Here is a 15,550-nt window from a genome sequence, read left to right on the forward strand (position 1 = left end):
TTTTTCACAAAAATCTAAAAATTCTATGAAATCAGGAGGGTATTTTGATATGAAAGATTGATTTTAACAAACAAAATTTTACTAAAATGCTATAAACCAACATTTTCCGTAATTTATTTAGCAATTGTTGAGGAAAAATTACGAATAACTACTTTTTACTTATTTCAATCTCCGCCTTAAAGAGGATTTTAAAATGTTTCAGAATTTTTTCTTCAACCTCTTTCAGATCAATTTCTTCCTTTCCCAATTCAACGTTCAATGAGGTCACCGCCTTTCCCTTTATTCCACAGGGAATGATATTATCGAAATACCCGAGATCGGTATTCACATTTAGAGCAAAACCATGCATGGTCACCCATCTGCTTGCCCGAACTCCCATCGCACAGATCTTTCGTGCAAAAGGTGTTCCCACATCCAGCCACACGCCGGTTTCACCTTCACTACGTTCAGCTTTAAATCCATATTCGGCAAGGGTTTGGATAATTGTTTCTTCCAGAAGGCGGAGGTACTTGTGAATATCCGTAAAGAAGTTATCCAGATCTAGGATAGGGTAACCTACGATCTGCCCGGGACCGTGATAGGTAATATCACCACCCCTGTTTATTTTATAAAAACTGGCATTTTTCTCTTCCAGTTCCTTTTCTGAGATCAGCAAATTTTCAATATCACCACTTTTTCCCAGGGTATACACATGCGGATGCTCCACAAAGAGAAAATAGTTTTCAGTAGGAATAGCAGAATTTTCCCGGCGATTTTTAATTTTCAGATCAAGTGTTTTTTTAAATAATTCTTCCTGATAATCCCAGGTTTCTTTATAATCTTTTTTTCCAAGATATCTCACTTCTACCTTCTTGTTCATATCAGGATTTAGGGTTGTTTAAAATGATTAATGCGGCAATTACTCCCGGCACCCATCCCAGCAAAGTTAGAATAAGAACGATCAAAACCGACCCGCAACCTTTGTCAAATACAGCCAGGGGTGGAAATAAAACGGATAAAATTACCCTCCAGATGCTCATTTTTTGTACTATTTATATGCAAAGATAAAATTAAAAATCGGGCTTTGACAGCCGTTGTTTTACAGGCCGATAGTGTTTATATTTGCACCCGCATTTTTACTGAATGCCCTAAAATTTGATTTATGCAGCAATTATCAGAACAGGAACAGATTAGACGTGAAAAGTTATCGGCGATTCGCAAAGCAGGGATCGATCCCTACCCCGCGGCACTTTTTCCGGTTGATCATACCACGAAAGATATAAAGAATAATTTTGAAGAAGATAAAAAGGTGGTTATCGCTGGAAGGCTGATGTCGCGCCGAATCCAGGGTAAGGCTTCTTTTGCTGAATTACAGGATTCTACCGGAAGGATCCAGGTTTACTTCAATCGTGATGAAATTTGTCCCGGTGACGATAAATGGAAATATAACGACGTTTATAAAAAACTGCTGGATATTGGGGATTTCATCGGAATTGAAGGCGAACTTTTCAAAACCCAGGTGGGTGAAATGACCGTAATGGTGAAAGATTTTCATCTTCTTAGCAAATCTTTGCGACCCCTTCCGCTTCCCAAAACCGATAAAGAAGGAAATGTACATGATGGATTTAACGATCCCGAACAGCGTTACCGCCAGCGGTATGCCGATCTTGCGGTAAACCCTAAAGTGAAAGAGATTTTCGTTAAACGCACAAAGCTTTTCAATGCGATGCGGGAATTCTTTAATGAAAAAGGGTATTTTGAAGTAGAAACGCCTATTCTGCAATCTATTCCCGGGGGTGCAGCGGCGAGGCCATTCATAACACATCACAACGCCCTGGATATTCCTCTATATTTGCGAATCGCCAATGAGCTTTATTTAAAAAGGCTAATTGTTGGCGGTTTCGATGGCGTTTATGAATTTTCTAAGAATTTTAGAAATGAAGGAATGGACCGCACCCATAATCCGGAGTTCACTGCCATGGAAATCTACGTGGCCTATAAAGATTACAACTGGATGATGGAGTTCACCGAAAATCTTCTGGAACATTGCGCGATTGCTGTAAACGGAACTACAAAATCTCAGTTTGGAGAGCATAGCATAGATTTCAAAACCCCTTATAAAAGGCTTACCATGACCGATGCCATCAAAAAATTTACTGGTTTTGATATAACGGGAAAATCGGAAAAAGAACTTTATAAAGCCGCTCAGGAAATGGGGATCGAAGTCGATGAAACCATGGGGAAAGGTAAGCTGATTGATGAGATCTTCGGTGAAAAATGTGAAGGTAATTTTATTCAACCTACCTTCATCACCGATTATCCAAAAGAAATGAGTCCGCTTTGCAAGGAACATCGAGAAAATCCGGAATTGACCGAGCGCTTTGAGTTGATGGTCTGCGGAAAAGAGATAGCCAACGCGTATTCAGAACTTAACGACCCGATCGATCAGAGAGAACGTTTCGAGGAACAGCTGAAGCTTTCAGAAAAAGGAGATGACGAGGCGATGTTTATAGATAATGATTTTCTTCGTGCCCTGGAATACGGAATGCCTCCCACTTCCGGATTAGGGATCGGAATGGACCGTTTGATCATGTTCCTAACCAATAAACAATCTATTCAGGAAGTACTTTTCTTCCCCCAAATGAAACCCGAGAAAAAAGCCGTTGAACTTACCGAAGAAGAAAAAGCGGTTTTCAATCAGATAAAGAACGGAGAGATCTATGACCTCGATGAAATAAAAGAAAAATCTGGTTTGAGTAACAAAAAATGGGATAAGGCCTTGAAATCACTTAGAAATAATAAAATCATTGAGGTTTTTAAGGAAGGAGATTCTATGCATATCAAAATTTCTTAAACCAATCTATATTAAAAAGGGCAGTCTGAAAAGTCTATAAAACGTCATCCTAATTTTCATTTCAGGGTTTAAAAATTAAAATCAATTAGAAGCTTAAACCTGCCTACCGCAGGCAGGCAGGTTTAAGCTTGACGAAAAAAGATCTTTTTAGACAGCCTCTTTTTTTTATTTCTTTCCGAACATTCCTCCCAGTTTTCCACCAATATCACCTAAATCATTTTTGCCTCCGTTTCCTTTCAGATAAACATCCACCTGGCTTGCCAATCCTTCAGGCATCCGGTCTTTTAAAACATTTGCGACTACCTGAACGGCAATTCTTGCCTGATCTTCAGTTATTCCTGCTTTTTTTGAAACTAATTTTACTACTTCATCCATCTTTTAACTTTTTTATTTCCTTCATATTCTGAAGAAAAGCGGAAAAACACAGTTTAAGCTTTATTAAATTCTGCATTTTTAACTTAATTTTAAACCTTTTGCGGTTTCTTTCGTCCAAAGATTTGGTAGTCTTTTTCATTTCGATAAGTACCGCCTCAAAACAATTCATATTAATTAAAAAAACTATTTATGATCAGAAAACAGAGCCTTCGGCTTCTGCTGCTGGCCCTTTCCCTATCGGTTTCGGGCTGCGCCGTTTTTAATCCCGATTCTAAAAAGACCACGGCTACAGCTTCAGCAGGTGATGATTCCAAAAAAGACAAAGATGGTCTAAAACCTTACAGTAAGGTCATCACTAAAGACGCAAAAAGCGATGAAGGCCTTTTTACGGTACACAAAGTAGATAACAAGTACTATTATGAAATTCCCGACAGCCTGTTTAATCGGGAAATGCTCACCGTAACCCGTATCGCCAAAACCGCATCGGGAATTGGCTTTGGGGGCGGTAAAGAGAATACTCAGGTCAACCGATGGCAGAAAAAAGGCGATAAGGTACTTCTTCGGGTCGTGTCTTATAATATCTATGCAGCCGATTCACTGCCAATTCATGAGGCAGTTGTAAACTCCAATTTTGAACCTATCATTCAATCTTTCGATGTTAAAACGGTAAGAAAAGATTCCATTCATTCAAATACGGTGATCGATGTGACCGATCTTTACACCAAAGACGTTCAGGCTCTTGGATTACAGGATGATAGCCGTAAAAGATATAAGATTTCAAGATTGGATGAAAGCCGTTCATACATCGATACGATTAGAAGTTACCCGCGAAATATAGAAATACGCCACGTAAAGACTTACAATGCTGGTGATCCACCATCAAACGCCAGTACTGGTTCAATTTCTTTGGAATTCAGCAATTCCATGATCCTGCTTCCAAAGGTTCCTATGGACCGCCGCTACTACGATCAGCGTGTTGGCTGGTTCACTACCGGACAAACCGATTACGGACTTGATGCTCAAAAAAGTGAAACCCTTCGCTATCTTGATCGTTGGAGACTTGAGGTGAAGCCCGAAGACATGGAGAAATTCAAAAATGGCGAACTGGTAGAGCCAAAAAAACAAATCGTATATTATATAGACAGAGCCACTCCGGAAAAATGGAGGCCTTATATCAAGCAGGGAATTGAAGACTGGCAGAAAGCCTTTGAAGCTGCAGGTTTCAAAAATGCGATTATCGCTAAAGACGCTCCTACTCCCGAGGAAGATCCGGACTGGAGCCCTGAAGATGTGCGTTATTCAGTAGTTCGTTACCTGGCTTCCCCTATTCCAAATGCCAACGGTCCCCATGTGAGCGACCCGCGTTCTGGGGAGATCCTAGAATCTGATATCAACTGGTATCATAACGTGATGACGCTTCTTAGAAACTGGTTCTTTGTGCAAACTGCGGCTATCAATGACGATGCGAAAAATGTCAAATTTAAGGATGAAGTGATGGGACGTTTAATCAGGTTTGTTTCTTCTCACGAGGTTGGACATACCCTGGGACTTCCGCATAATATGGGAAGCAGCCCGGCTTATGCCGTTGAAGACCTGCGCGATCCTGAATTCACTAAAAAATATGGAACCGCACCTTCTATCATGGATTATGCGCGTTTCAATTACATCGCCCAGCCCGAAGATGGAGACGTGGCTTTAATGCCGAATATCGGCCCATATGATAAATATGCCATTCGTTGGGGCTACCGACCAATTCCCGGAAAAACTCCTAAGGAAGAAAAGCCAATTCTTGACAAATGGATCTTAGAACATGCTGGTGATCCTGTTTACCGCTTCGGAAAACAACAAACTGGTGGTGTTATTGACCCGAGCTCTCAAACAGAAGATCTTGGTGATGACGCCATGCTTGCAAGTGAATACGGTATTAAAAACCTGAAGCGTATTGTTCCTAATCTTATCAACTGGACTTCAGAAGAAGGGAAAGATTATGAAGATCTTGATGATCTTTATGGCCAGGTTCTTTCTCAGTTCAACCGATACATGGGCCATGTTGCTGCGAACATCGGCGGAATTTATGAAAATTATAAAACCTACGACCAGGAAGGCGCCGTGTACACTCATGTTCCGAAGAAGAAACAGGAGCGTGCCATGGCATTTCTTCAGAAGCAATTATTCGATACTCCTGAATGGCTTATCAACCAGGATATTTTCAATAAAGTTGAATATGACGGAAATATCGAAAGGATCAGAAGCATGCAACAACGTGCGCTGAATAACATCATGGATTTCGGAAGAATGCAGCGTCTTATGGAAAACGAAGAGATCAACGGAAAAGAGGCTTATTCCCTCCTGGATATGATGAATGATCTTAGAAAAGGCATTTGGAGTGAAGTTTACAGCGGCAAAAAAATAGACCGTTACCGCAGAAATCTCCAGAGAGCTTATATAGATCGTATGGAATATTTGATGACTGAGGACCAGAAGGAACTTCCTCCGAGATATCGGGAATGGGGAGTTGCTCAAACCGATGTAAATGTTGCGCAAAGTGATATTCGTCCGGTTGTTCGCGGTGAACTTACCTCATTGCAAAGACAAATAAGAAACTCTCTTTATAGTTCTGGAGATACTCTTACAAGATATCATCTTCAGGATATTCTTAAAAGAATTGATCTTATCCTGAACCCTAAAGCTTAATCGCATTAAATTCAAAGAAGAAGCTGTCGCATTAATTTGAGACAGCTTTTTTTGTTTAATATCATTTCTACCCTGGAGCTTATTCCTCTGAATTTCAATACAACAAGCGTTAATTTATTCAAAATTAATTGCAATCTGTTTAAACCTTCTTAATTTTAATAAGTCAAAGGAACAAATCAGAAATTATGAAGAAGTTGTTGATTGTGTTGATGATATTTTCGGGAATCGGACTTTTTGCCCAGAACCGGGAACAAATGAGGGAGGAAAGATCATCTCAGGAAATGGCCGCTTTAATGGCTCAACGCATTTCACTGCAACTTGACCTGAAGGAAGAGCAAAAGGCAAATCTTGAAAAGCTGTATTTAAAACGCATAGAGCAGCGCAAGGAGAAGAGAGAGGAAATGCGCGATAAAATGAAAGAGGATCGCTCTGAAATGCGTGAAGACCGTATGGAGGAAAACAAAGAATTTCAGGAAGAATTAAAACAAATTCTTACCGCCGAGCAATATCAAAAATTCCAGGCATTACAGGAAAAACGAAGGATGGGAAGAAGATCTGCTGAAAAAGGAAAAGACTGGTAAATTGATAGATTGTTTGTTTGTAGTTGGCAAGAGGACTTTTTTTAAAGTCCTCTTTGTTTTTTCTACAGAATTTTAAAATCATTTTACACTTTTCGTCAGTTTCGCTCCGCGTAACCTCAGCGCGTTACTTATTACCGAAACCGAGCTGAAGCTCATGGCCAGTGCCGCGATCATCGGTGAAAGCAGGATTCCGAAAAATGGATAAAGCACCCCCGCAGCTACGGGTACACCAATAGTGTTATATACCAGCGCAAAGAAAAGGTTCTCCTTAATGTTTTTCATCACCTTTTCACTGAGTTTTCTGGCTTTTAGAACTCCTTTTAAATCGCCTTTTACAAGCGTGATTTCTGCGCTTTCTATGGCTACATCGGTTCCGGTTCCCATGGCGATCCCAATATCGGCCTGTGCCAGCGCGGGAGCATCATTGATCCCATCACCGGCGACCGCTACCTTTCTTCCTTCCTTTTGAAGTTTTTTAACCTCTTCCATCTTATCTTCGGGCACCATTCCTGCTTTGAAATCGGATAGATTTAATTCTTTGGCCACTGCCGCCGCGGTCCTCTCATTATCACCGGTAAGCATGATCACTTTTACTCCGTCTTCCTGAAGTTCTTTTAGTGCTTCCCGACTCGTTTTTTTGATCGCATCGGTAATGGTTAAAAAACCGACAATTTTCCCGTCGACCGCCAGATAAGAAACTGTTTTTCCTTTTTTCTGTTCTTCTATCACCCTATTTTTCAGGTCTTCGGAAATTACGACCTTTTCTTTCTCCATAAGACCCTCATTCCCCAGGGCTAATTTCTTTCCATCAAGACTGGCTTCCACGCCTTTTCCGGTTATCGAGTTAAAATTGGAAGCCTCTTCATAACTAATATTTTTGTCTTTTGCATAATTAACGGTGGCTACCGCCAGCGGATGCTCACTTTGCGCATTTACAGAGGCTAAAAAAGCCGTTAGTTCTTCTTCTGAAAAATCGCCAACCGCAACTACTTTTTCTACGGAAGGTTTGCCTTCAGTGATGGTTCCGGTTTTATCGATAATGAGCGTATCTATTTTATTCATCTGTTCCAATGCGCGGGCATTCTTGATCAAAACACCATTCTTTGCTCCCTTACCTACTCCTACCATAACCGACATTGGAGTGGCGAGTCCAAGAGCGCAGGGACAGGCGATAATCAAAACCGCAATGGCATTCACCAGCGCATATACATAGGCGGGTTCAGGGCCATAAATCGCCCAGACAAAAAAGGTGATAACCGAAATGAGGACCACGACAGGTACAAAATAAGCCGAAATCCGGTCGGCAAGTTTCTGAATGGGAGCCCGGGAACGACTGGCCTCATTTACCATTTTGATGATCTGTGAAAGCAGGGTTTCATTTCCCACCTTTTCTGCGGTCATGGTAAAACTCTGATTTCCGTTGATGGTTCCAGAACTCACCTTATCTCCTTCGGCTTTATCGACGGGAATGGGTTCTCCCGTGATCATAGATTCATCTATGCTCGATTTACCTGTTTTGATAGTTCCGTCTACCGGGATCTTTTCACCGGGTTTTACCCTTAAAATATCCCCCTCCTCTATTTTATCAATAGAAATAGTTTCTTCTTTTCCATCCTTCACCCTTACGGCAGTATTCGGAGCTAATTTTAGCAACTCCTTAATTGCTGAACTGGTTCTGGAATGGGCACGCGCCTCCAGCACCTGTCCCAGTAAAACCAGGGTTAAAATCACCGTTGCCGCTTCAAAATAAACATGTACGGTTCCTGCTTCGGTCTTGAACTGAGCGGGGAAAAAATCAGGAAAAAGGAGTCCGAAAACACTAAAAACCCAGGCCACTCCCGAACCGATACCGATAAGGGTAAACATGTTCAGGTTCCATGTTTTCACCGAGCGCCAGGCTCGTTCAAAGAACATCCAGGTAGCGTAAAAAACGACGGGCAATGATAAAACAAATTGTATCCAGTTCCAGGTTTGCAGACTCGCAACCTCATAAATTGGATTATTGGGAAGCATATCAGACATCGCGATCAGGAAGATCGGAAGCGTAAAAGCCACCGCAATCCAGAACTTTTTCAGTAGTTTCTTATAGGATTTATTTTCCGAGGAGACTTCAGGTTCTTTGGGTACCAGATCCATTCCACAAATAGGGCAGCTTCCCGGTTCATCCTTAACAACTTCGGGATGCATGGGGCAGGTGTACTGAGTCGCTTTTGGTGCAGCACTCACTTCTTCCACAAGATCCATTCCGCAGACGGGACAATCGCCTGGCTGATCATAAGTTTTATCACCCTCGCAATGCATAGGGCAATACCACACCCCGGTTCCCTGACCTTTTGCTTTCTTTTTCTTGTTTTCTGAAGAATGGTGTTTGTGTGCTTTTCCCGGAAGATGGATCTGGTAATGGCCATCCATATCTTCCAGCACTTTCTGAAACTCCTCAATATTAATATGCCGCTTCATGCTGATTACAGCTTTGGCCTTTTCAAGATTCACTCTTGCCTCGATCACACCATCAACGGCGTTTAATTCTTTTTCAATATTAGACTGGCAACCCAGGCAGGTCATCCCCACAATTTCGTAGGTATGGGTCATGGGTTTTTCTTCTTTAGAATGATCTTCCGGCATCATAATATGATAATTACCACCACTTTCCTGAAGCGCTTTTTCGAAGGTTTCCAACTCAATATGATGATCCATTATAATCTCAGCTTCCCCTTTTTCAAGATTTACAGAAGCTTGGATAACACCTTTAACTCCACTCAATGCTTTTTCAACGTGAGACCGACAGCCATTGCAGGTCATTCCTTCCACCCGGTAGGTGTGGGTCATTTTATCTCCTTTCGGACTTTTTTCAGGTAAATGAATTTGATAATTACCACCGTCCTGGGCAAGGGCATCCTGGAATTCTGAAATTTTGATGTGTTTCTTCATTTCAATTACAGCCTCAGCTTTTTTGAGATCAACATGCGCCTTTTCAACTCCTTTGACTTTATTCAGGGTTTCTTCCACATGCGAGCGACAGCCATTACAGGTCATCCCGGTGATTTTATAAGTATGTTTCATTTTTAATGCCTTTTATTGACTTAACAAAGTTACAGGAAGACATTCCGAAAGAATTACAGGATCTTTGAAAAAGCTTTCAATTTTTATTTTACATATTTATCCCAGAGGCCATATTTTTCTTTGATAACCCCTCGTGGAAATGCAAGCAAAATAACTACCAGGCCAATTCCAACCCCGATGATGTTCAGCGTGATTTCAGAAGCGGAAGTAAACCAGGGAGCGACCGCTAAACCGAGGCCCAGAAGAATATTGATGTACCTGCCCAAACGCACAATTTCGCCCATGCTTATCACCGAAACTACGGTGATCAAAGCACCAGTAAGATGAAAGATATGGGCCGGCATGCTTTCAATACTGATGCCGAAAGCAGCAGGCATAAACATCGCGGTTATTCCTAAAATTGTGGAGATCAGAAGCGTCCATGGTACACTCACTCCCCAAACCGACGACTTAAAAACAGCCATGGGCTTGTTGGGAAGATCCATTAAATCGGCGCTGCGGGTATCTTCATTTTCTTCAAAAGCCTTACCGCCTTTCCAGAACACGTGCCACATATTATCACCTCTTCTCCTGGCCTGCACCATATGCTGTCCCATGGCGATCACCTCGTCAAATTCCAATGGGATCATAGGCAACATAATTCCTGCTGCCAGTAAACAAAAGGTGCACCATTCACCCACAACGATTGGCTGCGAGATCACCAAAAAGATATGTACCAGTCCTAGCGGGATCACCAGAATTCCGAAGAAGGTGACCATCCAGGGCATGGTTCGCCAGCGCGTAGGACTTCCCATCCATCCCATCAGGAACTCGAAAGTGTAAGCCAAAGCTCCGAAAGCGCCGTCAGAAACAGGCAGGGAATGCGACATTTTTGAATTCAGTACTTTGATGGTGCTTTCTCCAAAAAACGGATCCCAGGCAAAACCGTTATATCCAAGCTGGAAAGATCCCAGGTATCTTGAAACTACCCAGCCCAGGAAACCAAGCACGATCATGATCCAGCGTTGAGGCCAGCTTGACGGATTGTAAGACCATCCCGGCGGCACGGAAGAACCCATTTTCATATAGGTGATCATATTTGGCATGCCGGGAATGAGGATCGTCAGCGCAATGATCAGCACTCCTACGAGTGTATCATTATTGTAAATGAAGGCATTAGGTGCCCAGAATATTACTGGGGCAAAATTCAGCCAAATCCCCACAAAACAGGCGACCCACATGCTTATTGGGCGGTTGGGAGTAAGTGAACGCCAGCCAAAGATCATCAGTAAAAATCCGCAGATAATATCATTCCAGTACATGATATTTACCCGCATGGCATCGCTTAACCAAAGGCTTCTTCCGCCGGAAGGTTGAGCGATACTATTTCCGTAATCGAAGGTCAGGGGAGCAATGACGAGCCAGAAACCAAGTAGAATGATAAGCCAGTAAACCCAAAGCGTTTGCTTATGATGCATTTTGAGCATCTGCATACGCTGTTCCTTATCCATACCTCCTTCGCCATGACCCTTGTTGTGGTCTTTAATTTCTTTTTCGGCCATTGGGCGGGTTACACCTCTACTTCCCATCCCGGGCGTTTCGGCGGATTTCTCACTATGATCTCCCATAATCTATTTAGGTTGGTTGTGTTTGCAAGCTGAAAATCTTCAACTTACCTAAATAAATTTAAAGATGTTAATAAGAAAGTTTATTAAGATTATTATAAATCTGTAGCCGGGTACGAGAGGCAACAATCTTGAATTTGAAGATTATTGGTTTTCAATATCATTCCATTTCCAGCCATCCTGGTGAACCAGCATTTTAAAAACGCGACGTATTTCTGCATCCTCCTTTGTAAGTTCAGAAAAATCCCCTTCTGAAAACATCATATTCTGTTCTTTCAAATCTAAGGTTTGAGGAAATTCCACCTGATCTTCTTTCCGGGTAAGATAGGTGACTTCAAAAATCACTTCAGTATAATTTTCAAAGGCAATTTCGAGAGGTTTAAGATCTCTGAGAGAAGGTTTCACGTCTTCCTTTAAGGCATATTTCATCAGAATTAGCGTTTCAAAAAGTTTCGCTAACTGAAGAATAATGGTATTCTTCTCTTTACTGTTGTGAAAATAATGAATAATAGGATAGGCCCTGTGATGCTGGCTGTACTGAATTAGCGAATCGGCAATGTCCATCACCTGTGAAGTAAACTGGCTAAAATCCTTTCCGTTCCAGTGATTTAAAATAATTTGCTGTGGGCTGTCACCAAGCGAGCTTAGTTTAATCCCCAATTTTCGCTGTTCGATAACTGCTGAGATCATCGGGATAAAATAGGTGACCGACATGGTGAGAAATATAATACCTGTGAACGAATAAATGTTAGTGACAATGCGCCACAGATTTGTACCGGCAATATAATCACCCACCCCAAGGGTTGAAATTGTATAACCCGCGTAATAAATCTTCTCCCAAATATCGGCTGGCATTTTGGTGGTGGAATTCAACACGGTTTCAGCCGAAAAATTCAGCAAAAGAAAAAGACTGAGCCAGAGTACCATCACCCATGTTGTAAGGATGATGACCAGCAGGAAATATCCAACATGGTCCAGAATCCTGGATCTACCGTTATTGCCTGATATCTTTAGCGCAGCTTTCCAGAAATAATGAGAGATTCGGCCAGTAAGCCAACCACCTCCCTGCATGGAAAGTGTGGTTTGAATAATGTCCATTATTATACTAAAGAAAAGAAGGCATCCCAGTATGCACCAGACAATATTCATAAGTTTTTAGTTTTTAAATGGAGTCGAGCGTGTTTCGCCCTTTTGCTTTTAAAGATTTGTATTCTGAGGGTGTATGACCAGTAAGTTTTTTGAAGGAAGTAGAAAGATATGCGGGAGTTGAAAATCCAAGAATATCTGCTATTTCGGCAATTGAAAATTCATCATATTCCAAAAGTTCCTTGGCCCTTTCTATACGAATAAGATTGTAAAAGCTCAGAATACTTTTTCCTTCCGCTTCAGAAAATAGATGAGTGATATGGCTGTAGTCGTAATGTATCTTTTCGGAAAGCAGCTCTGAAAGTTTTAAATTGGAGGGGGTATCAGCATAAACTTCTTCGATAATAATCGATTTGATGCGATTGATCAGCCTGTCCTGTTTTTCTTCGATCATCTCAAAACCTATGGCCGAAAGCTCCCTTTCCAGGACCTCATTTTCATCTTGAGAAAGTTCACGTTCCAATATGACTTCCCCTAGCCTCACTTCTTTATAAGGAACTCCCATACCTCTCAATATCGCTTCTACCGAGAGGATACAGCGCTGACAAACCATATTTTTAATCTGAACTTTCATACCTATAAAAAAGGGCCGCAAAAAACGGCCCTGAAATGTTTATTATTGAATAGTTTCTTCAGTCCGGCCACAATTCATCATTTTTTCCCCGAAGAACGGGTTGCGAATCGCTTTCCTGTTACTGTACCAGTAATCTCCTTTACCTTCAAAAGCCATTGGACAATATTGTTTGAAAATCTTTCCTGATTTGATGTTGTTCTTTAGCACCGGCTCCATGGCTGCGCTAATTTCTGAAAATATTTCACGTTGCTTATTGATATCATCGGTAGAAGCAAGCCTGGAAGCAAGCTGGCTGATTTTCGCATTTTCAGAATCTTCTGCATAAACGTCCTGAAGGTCGTTCGCCGATTCTTTTGCCGCTTCCGGATCGCTATTTACCATAGCTTCCATAATCCCGATATAGTCTTTATACGCCTGTGAAGCCTGGTCATTATTAAATTCTGCTCCAACAGTATCTTCATCAGACATGTTCAACATCTGATCTTCCACATGGGCATCTTCATCCATATTGCTGTTATTCATCTCTTCATGCATATCTCCTTCATGCATTTCATTCTGCATCGGTTCAGAAGCATCTTTATCTTCATCATTGGTTTGTCTGCAGGATACCGTTCCCAGCATTCCTAAGATCAAACCAAACATTGCTGCATTTCTAAATGTACGTCTCATAATTACTATTTAAGTTATACTTTATTTTCTCTTTTTAAAAGCTTTGATCATGGTTGGCGATGAAATAAACCATAGCACAAAACCACTAAGTACCGTAAACAAGCCTAGCACCGAAAATGATCTTAGTACCAGATTATTAATATCATCACGGCCCTGATAATCCATGGTATGCATCATCCACAGAAAATCGAACCAGCGCCAGTCACGATAGCGTACCGCCTGAAAATCACCTTCACCGGCACTTACATAGGCCTTGAGGTTTCCCGGCTGCTCATAACTGATCACATAAGCAGGTAATGAACCTCCCCTATATTCATGATGATCGCCCACTTCGCTGATCTTTTCAACCGATTTCACCTGAAGTTCATCTTTCATGTGTCTGCCGGCGATATTCAACGCGTCCGCCTCAGAAATCTCGTCTAATTTCTCACCCGTTTCGGCATTGATCAGTAATTCATGGTTTACAAAGTAGTAGGGTTCACCTGATATCTCTTTCAGGCTTACCGAATTAACTTTATAATCTGGCAATAAAGCTGAAATTCCCTTCAGGTTATTAAAACCCGCCTGTTGTGCCGGAATTTTTTTGAACTGGTCACCGTGAATCTCATCGATATCGGTCCAGCTGAAATAAAGTCCGCCCACGGTCCATAATACAAACTGAATCCCGATAAAAATCCCCAGATAGCGGTGGATTTTTCGAAGATTCATGGCGGTTTTTCTTTTTACAATCATCAGATTTTCAATTTATCGGCGCAAAAATAAAATTGTATTCAAAATTTACACCGATAAGCCTCTAATTTTTTATAAAATGTATAATCAATCCAGAAAAAACCATAAGACTGAATATATATACCACAATTCTTTTAAAACTAAAATTTTTTGACAGAATCCCATTCCAGTCACCTTCTTTTTTTCTCTTTTTTATATAGAAATATACCAGTATGATACTTAGAACAATAAAAAACAAATTAAACCAGAAGGTATAATCGATCTTAAAGGCATCACCTGCCGCCATTTTCCTGGTCGATTCAGGAATAAAACCAACCAGTTCAAAACCATAATTCAGTAACAGGGCGGTAAAAACAATGCTCACATACATAATTACCGCGATGTACAAGGCTACTTTGATACCGTAATATTTTCGGTTCATGTCTACCAGTGGTGGCACCATTAAATCTGAATAAATAAAGCCCATCACTCCGGCAAAAGCCACGCCCGAACCAGCCAGCACCGTAGCCAGTGGTATATTTCCCATAGAGCCTATAAATGTCATTGCCGCCACAAAAGGGGCCACAGCGGCATTTTCAAGACGGATCAAAAAGCTCGGGCTTTGAGCATTCTGTATAAGGTCCTGGAGGAAAATGGTTTCCCAGAAACTATTAGGCACAAAAACTGCTACGAAGCCGGCTATGGTAAAACCTATAAGAATATCTTCCCAGGCCATACCCCACTCCATAACGAACTTATTACTCACCATGTACCAGCCTTTCTTAGACTTGATCCGCTTTCTCCAGTCAAAATCTTCCTCTTCCCCTTCAGCTTCCTGCTCTACTTTTTCACGTGCCTGATTTATCCATTTTTTAGGATAAGTAAGTTTAATAAGTATGGAGCTTACAGCAATAAGAATAAGTCCACCTATGATTTCAGCCACGACATATTCCGGACCTAAAAAAATGAATATAAGGATACCCAGTTCAATAACCAGGTTCGTGGAGGCAAACATAAAAGCTACTGCGGTAATAAAGTGAGCTCCCTTAAGAAAGAGGCTCCTTGCTGTGGCCAGTGCCGCGAAAGAGCAGGAAGAACTTATGGCCCCGAAAGCGGTGGAAACCGATACACTTTTCACATTCAGTTTCCCCATATAACGGGTGAGATTAACCTTTGGAACAAAAGCCTGAATCATAGCGCTAATGCCGTACCCTAATACAAAGGCCCATCCAGATTTCCAGAAAAAGCCAATGGCCGTAAAGGAGGCTTTGCCCCATTGATCCAAAAATTCTTCCATAAAGTT

General features: G+C 41.5%; 13 protein-coding genes. 3 read left to right on the forward strand and 10 right to left on the reverse strand.

The window, feature by feature from the left end:
* Positions 1–148: 148 nt before the first annotated feature.
* Both lipB and C7S20_RS02850 read right to left on the reverse strand, forming a co-directional pair.
* Positions 149–859, reverse strand: coding sequence for a lipoyl(octanoyl) transferase LipB (lipB, locus tag C7S20_RS02845; RefSeq protein ID WP_107011057.1), 711 nt, complete (start codon positions 857–859; stop codon positions 149–151).
* Between the two features lies 1 nt (position 860).
* Complete coding sequence (locus C7S20_RS02850; protein WP_107011058.1) at positions 861–1,019, reverse strand: YqaE/Pmp3 family membrane protein; 159 nt, start codon at positions 1,017–1,019, stop codon at positions 861–863.
* A 122-nt stretch (positions 1,020–1,141) separates the two neighbouring features.
* On the opposite strand from C7S20_RS02850, the gene lysS reads away from it, so the two are divergent.
* Entirely contained in the window at positions 1,142–2,833 is a 1,692-nt protein-coding gene (lysS, locus tag C7S20_RS02855) for a lysine--tRNA ligase (RefSeq protein WP_107011059.1), read from the forward strand.
* A gap of 165 nt (positions 2,834–2,998) precedes the next feature.
* Here lysS and C7S20_RS02860 read toward each other — a convergent pair whose 3' ends face one another.
* Positions 2,999–3,208: a DUF2267 domain-containing protein gene (locus C7S20_RS02860; protein WP_107011060.1), complete on the reverse strand. Its 210-nt coding sequence runs from the start codon at positions 3,206–3,208 to the stop codon at positions 2,999–3,001.
* 189 nt (positions 3,209–3,397) lie between these two features.
* Between C7S20_RS02860 and C7S20_RS02865 the strand changes: the two genes are divergently transcribed.
* Both C7S20_RS02865 and C7S20_RS02870 read left to right on the forward strand, forming a co-directional pair.
* On the forward strand, positions 3,398–5,902 hold the full coding sequence (locus tag C7S20_RS02865) for a zinc-dependent metalloprotease (RefSeq protein WP_107011061.1): 2,505 nt from the start codon (positions 3,398–3,400) through the stop codon (positions 5,900–5,902).
* 185 nt (positions 5,903–6,087) lie between these two features.
* Entirely contained in the window at positions 6,088–6,483 is a 396-nt protein-coding gene (locus tag C7S20_RS02870; RefSeq protein ID WP_107011062.1) for a hypothetical protein, read from the forward strand.
* 78 nt (positions 6,484–6,561) lie between these two features.
* On the opposite strand, the gene C7S20_RS02875 is transcribed toward C7S20_RS02870, so the two are convergent.
* From C7S20_RS02875 to C7S20_RS02905, 7 genes are all read right to left on the reverse strand, one after another.
* Positions 6,562–9,546: a heavy metal translocating P-type ATPase gene (locus tag C7S20_RS02875; RefSeq protein WP_107011063.1), complete on the reverse strand. Its 2,985-nt coding sequence runs from the start codon at positions 9,544–9,546 to the stop codon at positions 6,562–6,564.
* An 83-nt stretch (positions 9,547–9,629) separates the two neighbouring features.
* Positions 9,630–11,153 carry a vitamin K epoxide reductase family protein gene (locus tag C7S20_RS02880; RefSeq protein WP_107011064.1) on the reverse strand — a complete coding sequence of 508 codons (1,524 nt, stop codon included), beginning with the start codon at positions 11,151–11,153 and terminating at the stop codon, positions 9,630–9,632.
* Between the two features lie 141 nt (positions 11,154–11,294).
* On the reverse strand, positions 11,295–12,299 hold the full coding sequence (locus C7S20_RS02885; protein ID WP_107011065.1) for a potassium channel family protein: 1,005 nt from the start codon (positions 12,297–12,299) through the stop codon (positions 11,295–11,297).
* A 13-nt stretch (positions 12,300–12,312) separates the two neighbouring features.
* Entirely contained in the window at positions 12,313–12,870 is a 558-nt protein-coding gene (locus C7S20_RS02890) for a helix-turn-helix transcriptional regulator (protein WP_107011066.1), read from the reverse strand.
* A 42-nt stretch (positions 12,871–12,912) separates the two neighbouring features.
* Entirely contained in the window at positions 12,913–13,539 is a 627-nt protein-coding gene (locus tag C7S20_RS02895; RefSeq protein WP_107011067.1) for a DUF3347 domain-containing protein, read from the reverse strand.
* Between the two features lie 21 nt (positions 13,540–13,560).
* Positions 13,561–14,268, reverse strand: coding sequence for a PepSY domain-containing protein (locus tag C7S20_RS02900; protein WP_107014070.1), 708 nt, complete (start codon positions 14,266–14,268; stop codon positions 13,561–13,563).
* 64 nt (positions 14,269–14,332) lie between these two features.
* Positions 14,333–15,544: a permease gene (locus tag C7S20_RS02905; protein WP_107011068.1), complete on the reverse strand. Its 1,212-nt coding sequence runs from the start codon at positions 15,542–15,544 to the stop codon at positions 14,333–14,335.
* Between the last annotated feature and the right edge of the window lie 6 nt (positions 15,545–15,550).

The organism is Christiangramia fulva (assembly GCF_003024155.1).
GTDB lineage: Bacteria > Bacteroidota > Bacteroidia > Flavobacteriales > Flavobacteriaceae > Christiangramia > Christiangramia fulva.

What these genes read in the sequence shown, in the direction of transcription:
- C7S20_RS02865 (WP_107011061.1), top strand. Translation starts at nt 3,398, where the DNA reads ATGATCAGAAAACAGAGCCTTCGGCTTCTGCTGCTGGCCCTTTCCCTA.
- C7S20_RS02895 (WP_107011067.1), bottom strand. Translation starts at nt 13,539, where the DNA reads ATGAGACGTACATTTAGAAATGCAGCAATGTTTGGTTTGATCTTAGGA.
- C7S20_RS02850 (WP_107011058.1), bottom strand. Translation starts at nt 1,019, where the DNA reads ATGAGCATCTGGAGGGTAATTTTATCCGTTTTATTTCCACCCCTGGCT.
- C7S20_RS02905 (WP_107011068.1), bottom strand. Translation starts at nt 15,544, where the DNA reads ATGGAAGAATTTTTGGATCAATGGGGCAAAGCCTCCTTTACGGCCATT.
- C7S20_RS02880 (WP_107011064.1), bottom strand. Translation starts at nt 11,153, where the DNA reads ATGGGAGATCATAGTGAGAAATCCGCCGAAACGCCCGGGATGGGAAGT.
- C7S20_RS02885 (WP_107011065.1), bottom strand. Translation starts at nt 12,299, where the DNA reads ATGAATATTGTCTGGTGCATACTGGGATGCCTTCTTTTCTTTAGTATA.
- C7S20_RS02890 (WP_107011066.1), bottom strand. Translation starts at nt 12,870, where the DNA reads ATGAAAGTTCAGATTAAAAATATGGTTTGTCAGCGCTGTATCCTCTCG.
- lipB (WP_107011057.1), bottom strand. Translation starts at nt 859, where the DNA reads ATGAACAAGAAGGTAGAAGTGAGATATCTTGGAAAAAAAGATTATAAA.
- C7S20_RS02875 (WP_107011063.1), bottom strand. Translation starts at nt 9,546, where the DNA reads ATGAAACATACTTATAAAATCACCGGGATGACCTGTAATGGCTGTCGC.
- C7S20_RS02860 (WP_107011060.1), bottom strand. Translation starts at nt 3,208, where the DNA reads ATGGATGAAGTAGTAAAATTAGTTTCAAAAAAAGCAGGAATAACTGAA.
- C7S20_RS02870 (WP_107011062.1), top strand. Translation starts at nt 6,088, where the DNA reads ATGAAGAAGTTGTTGATTGTGTTGATGATATTTTCGGGAATCGGACTT.
- lysS (WP_107011059.1), top strand. Translation starts at nt 1,142, where the DNA reads ATGCAGCAATTATCAGAACAGGAACAGATTAGACGTGAAAAGTTATCG.